At 55.9% G+C, this 17,157-nt stretch carries 30 protein-coding genes; 2 read left to right on the top strand and 28 right to left on the bottom strand.

All coding sequences use genetic code 11. From position 1 onward, the window contains the following. Position 1 precedes the first annotated feature (1 nt). Both QRN55_RS00150 and QRN55_RS00145 read left to right on the top strand, forming a co-directional pair. Positions 2–814 carry a carbon-nitrogen hydrolase family protein gene (locus tag QRN55_RS00150; protein ID WP_284773821.1) on the top strand — a complete coding sequence of 271 codons (813 nt, stop codon included), beginning with the start codon at positions 2–4 and terminating at the stop codon, positions 812–814. A gap of 324 nt (positions 815–1,138) precedes the next feature. Further along, complete coding sequence (locus QRN55_RS00145; protein ID WP_284773820.1) at positions 1,139–1,558, top strand: DUF930 domain-containing protein; 420 nt, start codon at positions 1,139–1,141, stop codon at positions 1,556–1,558. Positions 1,559–1,680: 122 nt separating this feature from the next. Here the strand turns inward: QRN55_RS00145 and rplQ are convergent, their stop codons facing one another. The 28 genes from rplQ to QRN55_RS00005 form a co-directional block, all read right to left on the bottom strand. Continuing rightward, positions 1,681–2,106 carry a 50S ribosomal protein L17 gene (gene rplQ, locus QRN55_RS00140; protein ID WP_111838920.1) on the bottom strand — a complete coding sequence of 142 codons (426 nt, stop codon included), beginning with the start codon at positions 2,104–2,106 and terminating at the stop codon, positions 1,681–1,683. A gap of 117 nt (positions 2,107–2,223) precedes the next feature. Next, the gene (locus tag QRN55_RS00135; RefSeq protein WP_003495228.1) at positions 2,224–3,234 is read right to left on the bottom strand and encodes a DNA-directed RNA polymerase subunit alpha; all 1,011 of its coding nucleotides are present in this window, start codon (positions 3,232–3,234) and stop codon (positions 2,224–2,226) included. 186 nt (positions 3,235–3,420) lie between these two features. After that, positions 3,421–3,810: a 30S ribosomal protein S11 gene (gene rpsK, locus QRN55_RS00130; protein WP_045230761.1), complete on the bottom strand. Its 390-nt coding sequence runs from the start codon at positions 3,808–3,810 to the stop codon at positions 3,421–3,423. 135 nt (positions 3,811–3,945) lie between these two features. After that, positions 3,946–4,314, bottom strand: coding sequence for a 30S ribosomal protein S13 (gene rpsM, locus QRN55_RS00125; RefSeq protein WP_111838919.1), 369 nt, complete (start codon positions 4,312–4,314; stop codon positions 3,946–3,948). A 224-nt stretch (positions 4,315–4,538) separates the two neighbouring features. Further along, on the bottom strand, positions 4,539–5,153 hold the full coding sequence (locus tag QRN55_RS00120) for an adenylate kinase (RefSeq protein WP_111838918.1): 615 nt from the start codon (positions 5,151–5,153) through the stop codon (positions 4,539–4,541). Further along, complete coding sequence (gene secY / locus QRN55_RS00115; protein ID WP_111838917.1) at positions 5,150–6,490, bottom strand: preprotein translocase subunit SecY; 1,341 nt, start codon at positions 6,488–6,490, stop codon at positions 5,150–5,152. The genes QRN55_RS00120 and secY overlap by 4 nt, the downstream gene beginning before the upstream one ends. A gap of 312 nt (positions 6,491–6,802) precedes the next feature. Further along, positions 6,803–7,282 carry a 50S ribosomal protein L15 gene (gene rplO / locus QRN55_RS00110; protein ID WP_111838916.1) on the bottom strand — a complete coding sequence of 160 codons (480 nt, stop codon included), beginning with the start codon at positions 7,280–7,282 and terminating at the stop codon, positions 6,803–6,805. A gap of 16 nt (positions 7,283–7,298) precedes the next feature. Next, positions 7,299–7,505: a 50S ribosomal protein L30 gene (rpmD, locus tag QRN55_RS00105; protein WP_045230765.1), complete on the bottom strand. Its 207-nt coding sequence runs from the start codon at positions 7,503–7,505 to the stop codon at positions 7,299–7,301. Positions 7,506–7,516: 11 nt separating this feature from the next. Next, a complete protein-coding gene (rpsE, locus tag QRN55_RS00100; protein ID WP_111838915.1) occupies positions 7,517–8,086 on the bottom strand; it encodes a 30S ribosomal protein S5 in 570 nt (189 codons plus the stop codon). 117 nt (positions 8,087–8,203) lie between these two features. Continuing rightward, the gene (gene rplR, locus QRN55_RS00095) at positions 8,204–8,566 is read right to left on the bottom strand and encodes a 50S ribosomal protein L18 (RefSeq protein WP_111838914.1); all 363 of its coding nucleotides are present in this window, start codon (positions 8,564–8,566) and stop codon (positions 8,204–8,206) included. A gap of 12 nt (positions 8,567–8,578) precedes the next feature. Then, complete coding sequence (gene rplF, locus QRN55_RS00090) at positions 8,579–9,112, bottom strand: 50S ribosomal protein L6 (RefSeq protein WP_111838913.1); 534 nt, start codon at positions 9,110–9,112, stop codon at positions 8,579–8,581. A 42-nt stretch (positions 9,113–9,154) separates the two neighbouring features. Next, positions 9,155–9,553 carry a 30S ribosomal protein S8 gene (rpsH, locus tag QRN55_RS00085; protein WP_042618522.1) on the bottom strand — a complete coding sequence of 133 codons (399 nt, stop codon included), beginning with the start codon at positions 9,551–9,553 and terminating at the stop codon, positions 9,155–9,157. 12 nt (positions 9,554–9,565) lie between these two features. Beyond that, complete coding sequence (gene rpsN, locus QRN55_RS00080) at positions 9,566–9,871, bottom strand: 30S ribosomal protein S14 (RefSeq protein ID WP_062451328.1); 306 nt, start codon at positions 9,869–9,871, stop codon at positions 9,566–9,568. Between the two features lie 33 nt (positions 9,872–9,904). Continuing rightward, positions 9,905–10,462, bottom strand: a complete 558-nt coding sequence (gene rplE / locus QRN55_RS00075; protein ID WP_111838912.1) for a 50S ribosomal protein L5 — start codon at positions 10,460–10,462, stop codon at positions 9,905–9,907. Beyond that, positions 10,455–10,763, bottom strand: a complete 309-nt coding sequence (rplX, locus tag QRN55_RS00070; protein ID WP_111838911.1) for a 50S ribosomal protein L24 — start codon at positions 10,761–10,763, stop codon at positions 10,455–10,457. The genes rplE and rplX overlap by 8 nt, the downstream gene beginning before the upstream one ends. 12 nt (positions 10,764–10,775) lie before the next feature. Then, entirely contained in the window at positions 10,776–11,144 is a 369-nt protein-coding gene (gene rplN / locus QRN55_RS00065) for a 50S ribosomal protein L14 (RefSeq protein WP_003495199.1), read from the bottom strand. A gap of 233 nt (positions 11,145–11,377) precedes the next feature. After that, entirely contained in the window at positions 11,378–11,614 is a 237-nt protein-coding gene (gene rpsQ / locus QRN55_RS00060) for a 30S ribosomal protein S17 (RefSeq protein ID WP_111838910.1), read from the bottom strand. A gap of 12 nt (positions 11,615–11,626) precedes the next feature. After that, positions 11,627–11,827, bottom strand: coding sequence for a 50S ribosomal protein L29 (gene rpmC / locus QRN55_RS00055; RefSeq protein ID WP_042618527.1), 201 nt, complete (start codon positions 11,825–11,827; stop codon positions 11,627–11,629). Between the two features lie 12 nt (positions 11,828–11,839). Beyond that, the gene (gene rplP / locus QRN55_RS00050; protein WP_042618528.1) at positions 11,840–12,253 is read right to left on the bottom strand and encodes a 50S ribosomal protein L16; all 414 of its coding nucleotides are present in this window, start codon (positions 12,251–12,253) and stop codon (positions 11,840–11,842) included. A 38-nt stretch (positions 12,254–12,291) separates the two neighbouring features. Next, positions 12,292–13,023 (bottom strand): 30S ribosomal protein S3, encoded by a 732-nt coding sequence (gene rpsC, locus QRN55_RS00045; RefSeq protein WP_111838909.1) that lies wholly within the window; start codon positions 13,021–13,023, stop codon positions 12,292–12,294. After that, complete coding sequence (gene rplV / locus QRN55_RS00040) at positions 13,023–13,412, bottom strand: 50S ribosomal protein L22 (protein WP_045230773.1); 390 nt, start codon at positions 13,410–13,412, stop codon at positions 13,023–13,025. Before rplV ends, rpsC begins: the two co-directional genes overlap by 1 nt. A gap of 2 nt (positions 13,413–13,414) precedes the next feature. Further along, the gene (rpsS, locus tag QRN55_RS00035; protein WP_045230774.1) at positions 13,415–13,693 is read right to left on the bottom strand and encodes a 30S ribosomal protein S19; all 279 of its coding nucleotides are present in this window, start codon (positions 13,691–13,693) and stop codon (positions 13,415–13,417) included. Between the two features lie 15 nt (positions 13,694–13,708). Beyond that, positions 13,709–14,545, bottom strand: coding sequence for a 50S ribosomal protein L2 (rplB, locus tag QRN55_RS00030; protein WP_111838908.1), 837 nt, complete (start codon positions 14,543–14,545; stop codon positions 13,709–13,711). A gap of 44 nt (positions 14,546–14,589) precedes the next feature. After that, a complete protein-coding gene (locus QRN55_RS00025; protein ID WP_062451321.1) occupies positions 14,590–14,883 on the bottom strand; it encodes a 50S ribosomal protein L23 in 294 nt (97 codons plus the stop codon). Beyond that, on the bottom strand, positions 14,880–15,500 hold the full coding sequence (gene rplD / locus QRN55_RS00020; protein ID WP_111838907.1) for a 50S ribosomal protein L4: 621 nt from the start codon (positions 15,498–15,500) through the stop codon (positions 14,880–14,882). Before rplD ends, QRN55_RS00025 begins: the two co-directional genes overlap by 4 nt. A gap of 12 nt (positions 15,501–15,512) precedes the next feature. Further along, positions 15,513–16,154: a 50S ribosomal protein L3 gene (gene rplC / locus QRN55_RS00015; protein WP_045230777.1), complete on the bottom strand. Its 642-nt coding sequence runs from the start codon at positions 16,152–16,154 to the stop codon at positions 15,513–15,515. Between the two features lie 170 nt (positions 16,155–16,324). Then, positions 16,325–16,633, bottom strand: coding sequence for a 30S ribosomal protein S10 (gene rpsJ, locus QRN55_RS00010; RefSeq protein WP_003507767.1), 309 nt, complete (start codon positions 16,631–16,633; stop codon positions 16,325–16,327). Between the two features lie 357 nt (positions 16,634–16,990). Beyond that, positions 16,991–17,157 (bottom strand): EF-Tu C-terminal domain-related protein (locus QRN55_RS00005; RefSeq protein ID WP_484765254.1); only part of this gene is annotated, 167 nt, incomplete at its 5' end.

Raw genomic sequence — 17,157 nt, 5'->3', positions numbered from 1 at the left:
CATGAAAATTGCCGCAGCACAGAGCATCTTAACAAAAGACGTCGCCGAAAACGGCCGGACTATACGCTCGCTCATTCACCAGGCAGCAGATCAAGGTGCCCGCCTCGTCAATTTCTGCGAGGGTGCGCTATCGGGCTATACGAAGGCACAAATTAATTCTCCCGACGACTGGCAAAACTTCGATTGGAATACACATGCCACCGAGCTCGAAGCCATAGCTGAGACATGCAGGGAAAAAAGCATATTTGCAGTGATCGGGTCAGCATCTCCGCTGCCCCCGCCTCACCCGCCGCGCAACAGCCAATACATCATCAATGATCACGGCGAGATGATTGCGCGATACGACAAGCGATATCTCTCAAATTCCGAACTTGATGGCTGGTTCACACCGGGAAAACATCCGACCACCTTCGAAGTCGATGGCTACCGCTTTGGTTGCCTAACGTGCATCGAAGTGCAGTTTCCAGAATTGTTCATGGAATACGAACGTCTCGACGTCGATGCGATTCTGTTTTCGTCCTATGGAATAGGAAACTTTTTTCAGATCGCGCTACGCGCCCATGCCGGTTTCAATTGGGTCTGGATCAGTGGCGCAACACCCGCGCAAAAAGCGCCTCAAGGCCCTGCGGGCATTTTAGGGCCGGATGGAAAAGTCATCGCAGCCTGCACAGTGGAGCCAAGCAATCAATTGGTCTTTGCAAAACTTGATAGAGAAGACGCCCATTATGACGGGCCCCTTAACAAAGCTCGCCCATGGCGAAGAGCCGCAAGGCAGGGAACGATTTACGCGGAAAAGCAGATCGATGCAGATTGATCAGGGCCAGCGCTGATGAGAGAGGCCAGAGAGGTAGGACGCAGGATCAATAGCTGGTGCGTCCTTCTCTCCGTTCTGTTTCATGGCCTTCTCTGTATTTTCCTTTTTCTCACGCCTTCTCCTCCACCGAATTCTGTCCCACAAGATGGGAGCATCAGCGTCCAAATCATCCCGTCAGCCCCTGCCGCGCTCCAGCCAGTTATGCCGTCTCCCTCTGCAAATGACGTGTCAGCTAAGCCTGCCCCATCCGCGACTTCTTCGTCACCCGGCAAAGAACCCGTTACCGAGCCAGCGGCAAGCTTGAGGACACCGCCGCAGAAAGTCTTGGATGAAGACAACAAAACCAGTTTTGTGAAGCCAACACGAATGCTCTCGGAAGATGTTCTCGCGGACCGCAGAAGCACACAGGCACGAGAGGCGCTGAAACAGCTTGCGCCGGCAGATCAGATTGAGCAGCTTTGTAATCTGGAGGCCATGGCGCAAGTCGGCGCGTGGAGCAAGGAACTGAAGCCAGACCGGGTCGTGGCCTATGCCATGGCCGATCCTAAAGTGTCAGGTAGCGCATTCGTCGCCGAGGGCGCGGCCATCCACAGCGAGCGTGACTGGTATCGTCTTCAATTCAAATGCCAACTGGCCACGGATAAAACGAAAGTCGCTGCGTTTGAATTTCTGCTGGGAGATTCGATCCCAAGAGAAATCTGGGGCGAACATAATCTGCCGGATGAAGATGGAGCGTCTGATTGATCCACCCATCAGCACGCCGATAACAAGCTGAACCACTCTTCAAGATAGTCCGCAAAAAGAACAAAAAGCCGGGTGATCTCTCACCCGGCTTTTCATTACTTGACGCTTTTCAGCGCCTGATATTATGCAGCTTCGGCTTCAGCAGCTTCTGCAGCAACGCGAGCCTTGTCGGCCTTGCCCTTGGCGTCTACGTCGCGTTCTACGAACTCGACAACAGCCATGGCAGCGTTGTCGCCCTGACGGTAGCCAGCCTTCATGATGCGCAGGTAGCCGCCGTTACGGGTGGCGTAACGTTCAGCGATAGCATCGAACAGCTTGCGAACTGCGTCCTGATCCTTGATCTGGGACACGGCCTGACGACGAGCGTGCAGGTCGCCGCGCTTGCCGAGCGTTACGAGACGTTCGACGATCGGGCGAATTTCCTTCGCCTTTGGAAGCGTCGTTACGATCTGCTCATGCGTGATGAGCGAAGCAGCCATGTTGGCAAACATTGCCTTGCGGTGGCTGGCGGTTCTATTGAGCTTGCGGCCTGAATTTCCGTGGCGCATTGCTATTCTCCTTTATGCAGGTTCCTATCCGGGCCTGCCGTTTCCTGGCACATGCAGGCGATGTGCCTGCTGTTTGACGGGGAAAGGCAGTCTTTAAAGGGCCTGCCTTTTTATTGGTTAATACTGATCTTCGTAACGCTTAGCGAGATCTTCGATGTTCTCTGGCGGCCATGCTGGCACTTCCATGCCGAGGTGCAGACCCATGGAAGCGAGAACTTCCTTGATTTCGTTGAGCGACTTGCGACCAAAGTTCGGTGTGCGAAGCATTTCGGCTTCTGTCTTCTGAATGAGATCGCCAATGTAGACGATGTTGTCGTTCTTCAGGCAGTTTGCCGAACGAACGGACAGTTCCAACTCGTCGACCTTCTTGAGAAGCGCCGGGTTGAATGCCAGTTCGGTCACAGATTCTTCTTCTGCTTCCTTCTGCGGCTCGTCGAAGTTGACGAAGACGCCGAGCTGGTCCTGAAGAATACGAGCGGCGAAGGCAACGGCGTCTTCGCCGGAAACCGAACCGTTGGTCTCGATCGTCATGATCAGCTTGTCGTAGTCCAGAACCTGACCTTCACGGGTGTTTTCCACCTTGTAGGACACTTTCTTGACCGGAGAATAAAGGCTGTCCACCGGAATAAGACCGATCGGTGCATCTTCCGCGCGGTTACGCTCTGCAGGCACATAGCCCTTGCCGTTGTTGACGGTGAATTCCATGCGGATTTCAGCGCCATCATCCAGAGTGCAGATGACGTGGTCAGGGTTGAGGATTTCGATGTCGCCGACCGTCTGGATATCGCCAGCGGTTACGGCACCTGGACCCTGCTTGCGCACGACCATGCGCTTGGAATCGTCACCATCCATCTTGATGGCGATTTCCTTGATGTTCAGCACGATGTCCGTCACGTCTTCCCGAACGCCGGGAATGGAGGAGAACTCGTGCAGAACGCCGTCGATCTGAACCGCTGTTACAGCGGCGCCACGCAGAGACGACAAGAGAACGCGACGAAGCGCGTTACCGAGCGTCAGACCGAAACCGCGTTCCAGCGGCTCGGCAACCAGCGTTGCCTTGGTGCGGCTGGAAGACGTGAACTCGACCTTGTTCGGCTTGATCAGTTCCTGCCAATTCTTTTGAATCATCTTTAAACCTTCCGTTCGCCGCCACCATCCAATCGTGGCGGACCGAGCATGATCACCGAGAGGAACCATAGGGTTCATCGGAGGGTTTGAAAGCGTTGGAAAACCGGACAAGCCGGCCACCCCACGCCGATTACGCGAAAATTCCGCCAGACCGAAGGTAAGGCGGAATTCCCTGACAGAAACGCGTTAGACGCGGCGCTTCTTGCGCGGGCGGCAACCGTTGTGCGGGATCGGCGTTACGTCGCGGATCGAAGTGATCATGAAACCTGCAGCCTGGAGAGCGCGAAGTGCGGACTCACGGCCAGAACCTGGACCGCAAACCTCTACCTCAAGCGACTTCATGCCGTGTTCCTGAGCCTTCTTGGCGCAATCTTCAGCAGCGATCTGGGCAGCGAACGGGGTCGACTTACGCGAACCCTTGAAGCCCTTTGCACCAGCAGACGACCAGGCAATAGCATTGCCCTGCGCGTCGGTAATGGTGATCATCGTGTTGTTGAAGGTCGAGTTGACGTGCGCTACGCCCGACGTGATATTTTTACGTTCGCGACGTTTAACGCGAGTGGCTTCCTTGGCCATGGTCTACCTTTCATTGATCTCTTCACCGCCGTAACACCAGCGGCTACACCGGCGAAAAGCCTTACGGACTTTTCGCCAAACTCAGAAAGGCTGGCGCGGCTTGCACCAGCCTTCCCATTCCGGAAAACCGGAAAATTACTTCTTCTTACCAGCAATCGCCTTCGCTGGACCCTTGCGGGTACGAGCGTTGGTGTGCGTGCGCTGACCGCGGACCGGAAGGCCACGACGGTGACGAAGGCCACGGTAGCAACCAAGGTCCATGAGACGCTTGATGTTCATCGATGTTTCGCGACGAAGATCACCTTCGACGCGATAATCGCGGTCGATGGTTTCGCGAATCTGAAGGACTTCTGCATCCGTCAGTTGATGAACGCGCTTTTCAGCCGGAATACCGACCTTTTCCATGATTTCCTGCGCGAATTTCGAACCAATCCCGTGAATATAGGTCAACGCGATAACAACGCGCTTTGCAGTCGGGATGTTGACGCCAGCGATACGTGCCACGTCTATACTCCTTGCGTTCCAGTTGCCATCCGGCAAGTGGTGCTTTCATTTGAGCGACATGATGCTGCCGCCAGTTCAAATTGATGTTCGTCACAAGTCAAAACGACTGAACCCGGACTTTCCTTCCCTAAAGGAAAATCCGCGCCAGTCGCTTGGGTTGTCGCGAGTTGGCGCGGTGTTTAACGGAATCGGTTCAAAAAAGCAACCGGCCCCGCCAAGATTCTTTAGATACGCGCGGCAGATGCCCCGGCAGTGTTGTCTTTTTCAAGCGCGGCTTCGATAGCAGCCGTCACGACATCCATATCGGCCATGCCATCCAGCACCACGAGTTCGCCCTGCTCCTGATAGTATTGAGACAGAGGCGCCGTTTTTTCGCGGTACTCGGACAGACGCTTGCGGAACGATTCGGGATTGTCATCCGAACGAACAGTTCCACCGGCAGCCACCGTTTCAGCAACGCGATTTTCGATTCGGCGCACCAGCGCTTCTTCGTCTACCCGCAGCTCTATCACGCCATCGAGAGTGAGATTCTTCTGCCGCATATTATCCGCAAGCGCTTTGGCCTGCGGAACCGTGCGTGGGTAACCATCGAGAATGAAACCATTGGCACAGTCAGGCTGCTCAATGCGTTCGGACACGATCTGGTTGACGATATCATCCGATACGAGACCACCGGCATCCATCACTTCCTTGGCGCGTTTCCCGATTTCCGATCCGTCGTTGACGGCAGCACGAAGCATGTCGCCGGTCGATAGCTGCGGAATGGCATATTTGTCCGTCAGGCGCTTGGCCTGGGTTCCCTTGCCAGCACCCGGCGGTCCCAAAAATATCAGTCTCATCGTCCCCTCTTTCCTCCACGCAGTTTCGATTTCTTGATCAGCCCCTCATATTGCTGAGCGATCAGGTGACCCTGAATCTGTGCCACAGTATCAAGAGTTACACTGACAACGATCAAAAGCGAAGTACCACCAAGGGCTAATGGGATGCCCGTGCGCGCAATCAACGTTTCCGGGAGAATACACACGAAGACGAGGTAGATCGCGCCCACGACGGTGATACGGGTCAAAACATAGTCGATGTACTCGGCTGTTCGCTCGCCTGGACGAATACCAGGGATAAAGCCGCCATGCTTCTTCAGATTGTCAGCCGTGTCCTTCGGATTGAAGACGATTGCCGTGTAGAAGAATGCAAAGAACGCAATCAGCATACCGTAGAACAACATGAACAGTGGCTGGCCATGCTGCAACGACGCAATGATGGTCGTGGCCCAAGGTGGCAGGTTCGTGCTGTTCGTGAAGCCGGCTGCCGTTGCAGGCAGAAGCAGCAGCGATGACGCGAAGATCGCAGGAATGACGCCAGCGGTGTTCAGCTTCAGCGGCAGGTGCGACGTGTCGCCCTGGAACATGCGGTTGCCCACCTGTCGCTTCGGATACTGGATCAGAAGGCGACGCTGCGCGCGCTCGACGAACACGATCAGTGCAATCACGCCAATGGCGACCACAATGACCATGAGAATGAGACCGGTGGACAAAGCGCCCGTACGACCCAGTTCCAACGTACCAGCCAGAGCCTTTGGCAAACCAGCGGCAATACCAGCAAAGATGATCAACGAGATACCGTTACCGATACCACGCGACGTGATCTGCTCGCCAAGCCACATCAGGAACATCGTGCCGCCGAGCAGAGTGATGACCGTGGAAATGCGGAAGAAGACGCCGGGATCGACGACGAGCCCTGCCCCGCCTTCAAGACCAACGGCAATGCCATAGGCCTGGAGCGTACCGAGCAGCACCGTGCCGTAACGCGTGTACTGGTTGATGATCTTGCGACCCGCCTCACCTTCCTTTTTCAAGGCTTCGAGGGACGGAACGACCGATGTCATCAGCTGCACGATGATCGATGCGGAAATGTAAGGCATGATGCCGAGCGCGAAAATCGCCATGCGCTCTACAGCGCCGCCCGCAAACATGTTGAAGAGACCGAGAATACCGTTCGCCTGCCCCTGAAAGGCGCGTGCATAGGCTTCCGGGTTCAGACCAGGAAGCGGAATATGCGTGCCAAGGCGATAAACGAGAAGTGCGGCAAGGGTGAACCATAGGCGCTTTTTCAGATCTTCAGCTTTCGCGAAGGTCGAAAAATTCAGGTTCGAGGCCAGTTGTTCCGCTGCTGAAGCCATAAATTTCTCCGCATGACCCTTGTCCAGCGGCACGGAAACCGGCAATTCCGGAAAAGGTCTAAAAGATACTGGTTCAAAAACCGGGCTTCGGACGGATCATGGCTTTCTAGCCAAATCATGCCTCACCCTGTTTTCTTGCGTCCGCTCCACGTTCAATTGAACGCTTCGGAACTGTGAGGCTCCCCCCGCGACGTTTGCACGTCACTTGAGAGTATCCGCACAAGCCAACTTAATCGATTAGGATTCAAAGGCTTGTGCGACTTCGAGCACAAACGCCCGGAGTGAAACACACCGGGCGTTCAAGACGTTATATTACTCTGCGGCTTCCGCTGCAACAACCAGAAGCTTGATGGAACCACCAGCCTTCTCGATTTTTTCAACAGCAGACTTGGAAGCGCCGGCAACTTCGAAGGAAACCTTCGTTGTCAGCTCGCCGTCAGCCAGAATGCGCACGCCGTCCTTGACGCGACGGATAACGCCAGCAGCCTTGAGGGCAGCAGCATCAACAGTCGTCTTGGCATCGAGCTTGCCCGCATCGATAGCAGTCTGAACGCGACCGATCGATACTTCTGCATACTCGGATGCGAAGATGTTGGTGAAGCCACGCTTTGGCAGACGGCGGTAGATTGGCATCTGGCCGCCTTCGAAGCCGTTGACAGCAACGCCGGAACGAGCCTTCTGACCCTTGACGCCGCGACCACCGGTCTTGCCCTTGCCAGAACCGATACCGCGACCTACGCGGATACGATCCTTGGTGGAACCTTCGTTGTCTTTAATTTCATTGAGTTTCATGATGACTTCCTCCGTCTCACTTCTCGTCTACGACGCGAACGAGATGCTGGACAGCACGGATCATGCCGCGAACAGCCGGAGTATCCTCCAGAGTGCGCTGACGGTGCATCTTGTTGAGGCCCAGGCCGATCAGCGTCTGGCGCTGAACCGCAGGGCGGCGAATTGGGCTGCCGATCTGTTCGACCGTAACAGTCGTCTTGGCTTCAGTGGTCTTCTTGGCCATGATACTGCTCCTTATTCTTCAGCAGCGTTGCCGGAAGCGGCGCGGCGAGTCTGAAGGGTAGCATACTTAAGACCGCGCTGTGCAGCGATGTCCTTAGGATGAACCTGGTGCTTCAGGGCGTCGAACGTTGCACGAACCATGTTGTATGGGTTCGAGGAACCGGTCGACTTGGCAACGACGTCATGAACGCCGAGCGTTTCGAAAACTGCGCGCATTGGACCACCGGCGATGATACCAGTACCGGCCTTTGCAGAGCGAAGCAGAACCTTGCCAGCGCCGTGACGTCCGTTGACGTCGTGGTGCAGCGTACGGCCATCGCGAAGCGGAACGAAAATCAGATCGCGCTTTGCAGATTCGGTTGCCTTGCGGATCGCTTCTGGAACTTCACGAGCCTTGCCGTGACCGAAACCAACGCGACCCTTCTGGTCACCAACGACGACGAGAGCAGCAAAACCGAAACGACGGCCGCCCTTGACGACTTTTGCAACGCGGTTGATCGCAACCAGCTTGTCAACGAATTCGCTATCGCGCTCTTCGCGGTTCTGGCGATCGTCGCGAGAACCTCTTTTTTCCTGTGCCATTGTCCTTTTCCTTTTTCTTTTGCGGGTGGAACGGCATACGAAAAGACCATCGGCTTCATTGCTGAAACCCGCATGGTCCGGTGAAAATCCGCCCGGTCATTGCCGGGCGGAAAAGTCTTAGAAGTTCAGACCGCCTTCGCGGGCAGCTTCAGCCAAAGCCTTGATACGGCCGTGGTAAATGAAGGCGCCGCGGTCGAATACGACATCCTTGACACCAGCCTTGCCAGCGCGTTCAGCAACAAGCTTGCCAACTGCGGCAGCTGCTGCAACGTCTGCACCCGTCTTCAAAGACGAGCGCATGTCAGCCTCGAGCGTGGAGGCAGACGCAAGCGTCTTTCCAGCCACATCATCGATGACCTGAACGTAGATGTTCTTCGACGAGCGATGAACCGACAGGCGCGGACGACCGTTGGCAACCGCTTTAATCTGACGGCGCACGCGGTTCGCGCGACGTGCAAGTGCTTCTTTCCTGCTAGCCATTTCGCGTGATCCTTACTTCTTCTTGCCTTCTTTGCGGATGATCCGTTCTTCAGCGTACTTGACGCCTTTGCCCTTGTAGGGCTCGGGACCACGGTATTCGCGGATTTCCGCGGCAACCTGACCGACCTGCTGCTTGTTGATACCCGAAACGATGATTTCCGTTGGCTTCGGAACGGCAATGGTGATGCCTTCCGGAGTCTGGTAAACTACATCGTGGCTGAAACCGAGTGCCAGCTGCAGGTTCTTGCCCTGCATGGCAGCACGATAACCAACGCCGTTGATTTCGAGCTTGCGTTCGTAACCGTCCTTGACACCCTTGAAGATGTTCTCGACCATCGTGCGGGACATGCCCCACTTGGAACGAGCTTCCTTGGAGTCGTTGGCAGGCGTTACGGAAACCGCGCCATCTTCCAGTTTAACCTGAACTTCGTCATTGGCGACGAAGAACAGTTCGCCCTTAGGACCCTTGGCAGTAATCTTCTGGCCGTCGACATTGGCCGTCACACCTGCAGGAACCTGAACGGGCTTTTTACCGATACGAGACATATTTCTATCCTGTCTGTCCGTTAAGGAGATCCTTGCCCAGTCTTAGAAGACGGAGCAAAGAACCTCACCACCAACGTTCTGTTCGCGAGCCTGGTGATCAGCCATCACACCCTTCGGAGTCGAAAGGATCGTGATGCCGAGGCCATTCGCAACCTGCGGGATGGACTTGACCGAGACATAAACCCGGCGGCCCGGCTTGGACACGCGGCCGATCTCACGGATCACCGACGCGCCTTCGTAGTACTTCAGTTCGATGGTGAGCTCGGACTTGCCGTTCTCGAAATCGACCTTGGAATAACCGCGAATGTAGCCTTCCGCCTGAAGCACGTCGAGTACGCGTGCACGCAGGCTGGATGCTGGGGTGTTGACCGAAGACTTGCGACGGGCTGCACCATTGCGGATTCGGGTGAGCATATCACCCAAAGGATCAGTCATTGTCATGTGCCCGTCTCCTTACCAGCTCGACTTGACAATACCCGGCACCTTGCCGGAATTGCCCAACTCGCGAAGCGCGATACGCGACATCTTGAGTTTACGATAGAACGCGCGCGGACGGCCCGTTACTTCGCAGCGGTTGCGGATACGCGTCTTCGAGCCGTCACGCGGCAGCGAAGCGAGCTTCAGAGTTGCCTGGAACCGCTCTTCGATCGGAAGGGACTGGTTCATGACAATAGCCTTGAGGGAGGCACGCTTGCCAGCCTGCGAGGCAACTGTCTTGCGGCGGCGCTTGTTCTTTTCAACTGCGCTTGTTTTCGCCATATCGGAGTTCCTTTTCTACGCTCGTCGTTACGGTTACTGACGGAACGGGAAGTTGAACTCTGTCAGAAGAGCCCGTGCTTCGTCGTCCGATGTCGCCGTCGTGCAAACGATGATGTCCATGCCCCACATCTGATCAACCTTATCGTAGTTGATCTCTGGGAACACAATGTGCTCCTTGATGCCCATGGCGAAGTTGCCACGGCCGTCAAAGCTCTTGGGGTTCAGACCCCGGAAGTCGCGAACGCGCGGAAGCGCGATGTTGACCAGACGATCAAGGAATTCGTACATGCGGGCGCCACGAAGAGTAACCTTCGCGCCGATTGGCATGTGTTCGCGAACCTTGAAGCCCGCGATGGAATTGCGAGCCTTGGTGATGACAGGCTTCTGACCGGCAATAGCCGCCAAATCGCCAGCAGCAACTGTTGGCTTCTTAGAATCAGCCGTTGCTTCGCCAACACCCATGTTGATGACGATCTTGTCCAGCTTGGGGATCATCATAACGTTCGCGTAAGAGAACTTCTCTTGCATCGCGCCGCGAATACGGGAAACGTATTCAGCCTTGAGACGCGGCTCGTACTTGGACTCAGCCATCGATCACTTCTCCCGAACGCTTGGCCACACGGACCTTCTTGCCATCGATAACCTGGAAACCAACGCGAGTTGGCTTGCCATCCTTATCGGCGATGGCGAGGTTGGAAATGTGCAAGGAAGCTTCCTTGTTGATGATGCCGCCTTCCTGGCCCTGGGTCTGGCGCTGGTGACGTTTCACCATGTTTACGCCACTCACAAAAGCCCGGTCTTCTTTCGGCAAGACCTGTGTTACTTCGCCGGTACGGCCCTTGTCCTTACCGGTCAATACGACAACTTTGTCGCCTTTACGAATTTTCTGCATCGCTATCGCTCCTTACAGTACTTCTGGAGCCAGCGAGATGATCTTCATATGGTTCTTAGCGCGAAGTTCGCGTGGAACCGGTCCGAAGATACGGGTGCCGATCGGCTCTTTCTTGTTATCGATAAGAACGGCTGCGTTATTATCGAAACGGATGACGCTGCCGTCAGCGCGGCGGATGTCCTTGGCGGTACGAACAACAACCGCCTTCATCACGTCGCCCTTTTTGACGCGGCCGCGCGGAATTGCTTCCTTGATCGAAACGACAATAATGTCGCCAACGGAAGCATACTTACGCTTCGAGCCGCCCAGCACCTTGATGCACATGACACGACGTGCGCCGGAATTATCCGCCACGTCGAGGTTTGTTTGCATCTGAATCATGTCAGGTCGCCTTCTTGTTGTTACCGGACCGGTTGGGCACACCTAAACGGATGGCCCCCTGTTCCAGCTTATGAACTGTCTCTGTTTTCGCGCGGAATAATCGTGACAGGGTGGTTTCCTAAAGGACCTTCCGTGCGCATCAAAGCAAAAGAACGCCCGTGAACGAGCGTTCTTGTGCTGCTTCATACAGACTTTCGCGCATATAGCAAGGCCCGCGCGAAAATCTGTTGAAATTATGCCTGGGCGGAAACCACCGTCCAGCGCTTATCCTTGGAAATCGGTGCGCATTCCTCGATGGAAACGGTATCACCGATCTTGTACTGGTTGTTTTCGTCGTGCGCCTTGTACTTCTTCGAACGGCGAACGGTCTTCTGAAGCAGCGGGTGAGCGAATCGGCGCTCGACGCGAACCACGACAGTCTTCTCGTTCTTGTCGGACACAACGACGCCCTGCAGAATGCGTTTAGGCATATTATTCTTCCTTTAGGCCTTGGCTTCTGCCGCCTTCTGGCGGGCAATGGTTTTCACGCGGGCGATGTCCTTGCGGACTTCGTCAATGCGCGAGGACTTTTCCAACTGGCCGGTTGCCTTCTGGAAGCGCAGGTTGAACTGCTCTTTCTTCAGGTCGGCGAGTTTGTCCTTGAGCTGATCGGCGCTGAGGCCGCGAACGTCTTCGGCTTTCATGGTGCCTGCTCCTTACTCTGCGATGCGCTGAACGAAGCGCGTCTTAACCGAGAGCTTGGCCGCGCCGAGACGGAGCGCCTCGCGGGCGATCTCCTCGGAAACACCGTCGATCTCGAACATCATACGACCGGGCTTGACCTTGCATGCCCAGTATTCAACAGAACCCTTGCCCTTACCCATACGAACTTCGGTCGGCTTCGCCGTAACCGGAGTGTCTGGGAATACGCGGATCCACACACGACCAGCGCGCTTCATGTAACGCGTGATCGCGCGGCGGGCCGCCTCGATCTCGCGCGCGTTCACGCGGTTCGGTTCCTGCGACTTCAAGCCGAATTCACCGAATGCCAGGTCAAAGCCGCCCTTGGCCACGCCTTTAATGCGACCCTTAAACTGCTTACGGTACTTAGTACGCTTTGGCTGCAACATTTTCTAACTTCTCCGAGCTTATCTTTCGCCAGCGTCAATCAAGCGTTTTCGCGGCGACGGTCGCCACGATCGCCGCGCTCACGGCTTGCCGGACCCTGTGCATCGCCTTCGAGCCCACGACGCTCGGAAGCCATTGGATCGTGCTCAAGGATTTCGCCCTTGAAAATCCAAACCTTGATGCCGCAGATGCCGAATGCGGTCGTGGCTTCTGCCACACCGTAGTCGATGTCCGCACGCAGCGTGTGCAATGGAACGCGACCTTCGCGGTACCATTCGGTACGAGCGATTTCAGCGCCACCGAGACGTCCACCGCAGGTGATCTTGATGCCTTCGGCGCCAAGACGCAGTGCGGACTGAACAGCGCGCTTCATGGCGCGGCGGAAGGCCACGCGACGTTCGAGCTGCTGAGCGATCGACTGAGCAACGAGCGTTGCGTCGATTTCCGGCTTGCGCACTTCAACGATGTTGAGGTGCGTTTCAGAAGCAGTCATCTCGGAAATCTTCTTGCGAAGCTTCTCGATGTCTGCACCCTTCTTGCCGATGATCAGACCCGGACGAGCCGAATGAATGGTCACGCGGCACTTCTTGTGCGGACGCTCGATGATGACCTTGGCGATGCCAGCCTGCTTCAATTCCTTGATCAGGTAAGCACGGATAGCGAGGTCTTCATGCAGCAGCTTGCCGTATTCGGCAGTGTCTGCGTACCAGCGGCTGTCCCACGTACGGTTAATGCCGAGGCGGAAGCCGATTGGATTGATTTTCTGACCCATTATGCGGCCTCCCCTTTTTCTTCCACTTCACGAACAACGATCGTCAAGTGTGCGAAAGGCTTCTCGATACGCGATGCACGGCCACGGCCACGAGCGTGGAAACGCTTCATGGTGATGGACTTGCCGACATAGGCCTCGGCGACGACGAGAGCGTCGACGTCGAGATCATGGTTGTTTTCTGCGTTCGCGATTGCCGATTCCAGCGTCTTCTTGACGGTGGAAGCGATGCGCTTGCGGGAGAATTCGAGCTCGGCGAGAGCGCGATCTACCTTCTTGCCACGGATAAGAGCGGCAACCAGGTTAAGTTTCTGGGGGCTGACGCGGAGCGTGCGGGCAATGGCCTGAGCCTCATTGTCCTTCAGCCGGCGTTCGGTCTTAGCCTTCGCCATGATTACTTCCTCTTTGCCTTCTTGTCCGCACCATGACCGTAATAGGTCCGGGTCGGAGAGAATTCACCGAACTTGTGTCCGACCATGTCTTCGTTGACCGAGACGGGCACATGCTTGCTGCCGTTGTAGACGCCGAATGTCAGACCAACGAACTGCGGCAGGATCGTGGAGCGACGGCTCCAGATCTTGATCACTTCATTGCGTCCGCCTTCACGTACCTTCTCAGCTTTCGTGAGAAGATAGCCGTCAACAAACGGACCTTTCCATACTGAACGAGCCATTTGAGAGTTCCTCTCTTACTTCTTGCGCTGATGGCGCGAACGCATGATGAACTTGTCGGTCGACTTGTTCGAGCGGGTGCGCTTGCCCTTGGTAGGCTTACCCCAAGGGGTAACCGGGTGACGACCACCCGACGTGCGACCTTCACCACCACCGTGTGGGTGGTCAACCGGGTTCATCACGACACCGCGAACGTGAGGCTTCTTGCCGCGCCAGCGTGAACGACCTGCTTTGCCGTCGTTGATGTTGCCGTGATCGGCATTCGAGACAGCGCCGATGGATGCAAGGCAAGAGCCGTGCACGAGACGCTGTTCGCCGGAGTTCAAGCGAAGGATCGCCATCCCCGCATCGCGGCCAACGAGCTGAACATAGGTACCGGCAGAGCGGGCAATCTGACCACCCTTTGCAGGCTTCATCTCGACGTTGTGGATGATCGATCCGACAGGAATGTACTGAAGAGGCATAGTGTTGCCTGGCTTCACGTCCACTGCCTTTTCGGAGGCGATCACCTTGTCACCGGCAGCGAGACGCTGTGGCGCGAGAATGTAAGCCTGTTCGCCGTCCGTGTATGTCACGAGCGCGATGAATGCGGTGCGGTTAGGGTCATATTCCAGACGCTCGACCGTACCTTCAACGTCGAATTTACGACGCTTAAAGTCTACCAGACGGTAGGTCCGCTTGTGACCGCCGCCCTGAAAACGAACGGTGATCCGGCCCTGGTTGTTACGGCCACCCTTCGAGCTGAGGCCCTCTGTGAGAGCCTTTACCGGCTTGCCCTTGTAGAGCGAAGAACGGTCCACGATAACCAGCTGACGCTGGCTTGGCGTGGTCGGATTGAAACTTTTCAATGCCATTGTATTTGTTCCCTTTTGGGTCTTTGCCCGCTTGGGCCTAACCTTTAGAGTCCGGTGGACACGTCGATGGATTGACCTTCGGCCAGCGTAACGATGGCTTTCTTGACATCCTTACGCTTACCAGCGAATCCACGGAAACGACGGGTCTTACCCTTGCGGATAAGCGTGTTCACAGCCGTGACCTTGACGCCGAAGAGTGCTTCGATAGCTGCCTTGATTTCAGGCTTCGAAGCGTCTTTGGCGACGTTGAATACGACCTGGTTCTGTTCGGAGACCAGCGTCGACTTTTCCGTGATCGATGGAGACACGATCACATCGTAGTGGCGAAGATCCGTCATTTGAACCGCTCCTCAAGGGCTTCAACTGCAGCCTTGGAAAGCACGAGCTTGCCACGACGCAGGATGTCGTAAACATTGATGCCCTGGATCGGCAGAACGTCCACATTCGGGATGTTCTGTGCTGCGAGCTTGAAGTTGCCGTCAAGTTCTGCGCCACCGATGACGAGAGCGTTGGTCAGGCCAAGCGATGCGAAGCTACCCAGCAGAGACTTCGTCTTTGCTTCGGTTGCCACGAGCTGATCGATGATGATCAGGTCTTCGGCCTTCAGCTTGGCAGAGAGTGCGTGACGCAGAGCGAGTGCACGAACCTTCTTAGGAAGGTCATGTGCATGGCTGCGAACGACTGGGCCGTGGGCCTTGCCGCCGCCGCGGAACTGCGGTGCGCGTGCCGAATGGTGACGAGCGCGGCCCGTACCCTTCTGCTTGTACATCTTTGCGCCCGTGCGGGAAACTTCCGAACGGTTCTTGGATTTATGCGTTCCCTGCTGCTTCTTGGCGAGCTGGTAACGAACCATGCGGGCCAGGATGTCCTGGCGTGGGTCGAGGCCGAAAATTTCGTCCGACAGGGATACCTTGCCGGCGTCTTTTCCCTCGAGGGTTGTGACGTTCAATTCCATGATGAGGCTCCCTTACTTCGCTGCCGACTTAACGGCGTCGCGGACGATGATCCAGGAACCCTTGGAACCGGGAACGGCGCCCTTCACGAGGATCAAACCGCGACCCTCATCAGTCGAAACCACTTCCAGATTCTGGGTGGTAACGCGTGTGCTGCCCATATGACCAGCCATGCGCTTGCCCTTCCAGACCTTGCCCGGATCCTGGTTCGAACCAGTCGAACCATGGGCACGGTGCGAGACGGAGTTACCGTGAGAAGCGCGACCACCACCGAAGTTATGACGCTTCATGGAACCCGCGAAGCCCTTACCGATCGTGGTGCCGGTAACGTCTACCAGCTGGCCTGCCTGGAAATGATCTGCGGTCAGTGTTGCACCGACGTCGATGAGGTTTTCGGGGGATACCCGGAATTCAACGAGCTTTGCTTTCGGCTCGACGCTGGCAGCGGCGAAATGACCGCGGAGTGCCTTTGTCGTATTCTTGACCTTGGACTGGCCTGCACCGAGCTGAACTGCGGTGTAGCCATTCTTGTCTTCTGTGCGCTGGGAAACAACTTGTACGTTGTCCAAACGCAGTACCGTTACTGGGATATGCTCACCGGCGTCGTTATAGACCCGGGTCATACCCACTTTCTGTGCAATCACACCTGAACGCATTGGTTCAATCCTCTTGCGAGCCTTGAAGGGAAAACCCTCTGTGGCCTTTGTTAAGGAGTTCCCTTCGACATCTCACGACGTTTCCGGTCTCCGGATTGGAAGTCGTTGGATTGCTCCACGTACCTTCCTTGTTATATCGGCCCTTACTTTCGCAAGGTCAGGCCGAGGTCTTAGAGCTTGATTTCCACGTCAACGCCAGCAGCCAGATCGAGCTTCATCAAAGCATCGACGGTTTGCGGTGTAGGGTCAACGATATCGAGAAGACGCTTGTGCGTCCGCATTTCGAACTGCTCACGGCTCTTCTTGTCAACGTGAGGAGAGCGGTTGACGGTAAACTTTTCGATGCGGGTAGGAAGTGGAACCGGGCCGCGAACGCTGGCGCCGGTGCGCTTGGCGGTCGACACGATCTCACGGGTAGAGGCATCGAGGATCCGGTGATCAAACGCCTTGAGGCGGATACGGATATTCTGGCCGTTCATTCGTCTTGTCCTTGTTCTTTGTTTTAGAATTTCCGCACGCGGAAATACATGAACCTAGTTGATCGTGGCGCCGCAGATTTTCAAAAATCAAGAGGCATGCACGACGCACACCAATCATTTCAGTAGTCTGTATTTGCAAATCACCGGGCCTCGCAGAAGATGCGAATCCAATCTGGTGAGTGTGAGTGCGCGTTTACGCGCTTTCACTGTCATTTTCAAGCACAAAAAGTGCAACGCCATGACGCTTTTTATCAAACGTACAATGGCGGTGCTTATGACACCGCCATTGTCCAGAATTATCCCGCCGGGGAGAAGCCCGACGTTAAGGCCGCGGTGCCATTGACACCGCCTGCCCTATTACTCGACGATCGAAGCGACGATGCCGGCGCCGACGGTACGGCCGCCTTCGCGGATCGCGAAGCGCAGCTTTTCTTCCATCGCGATCGGAACGATCAGTTCGACTTCAACGGTGACGTTGTCGCCTGGCATAACCATTTCCGTGCCTTCTGGAAGCGAAACGATAC

Origin of the sequence: Agrobacterium sp. lyk4-40-TYG-31 (genome assembly GCF_030209855.1) — a bacterium.
Classification (GTDB): Bacteria; Pseudomonadota; Alphaproteobacteria; order Rhizobiales; family Rhizobiaceae; genus Agrobacterium; species Agrobacterium vaccinii.
This window is presented reverse-complemented; position numbering and strand designations above follow the sequence as displayed.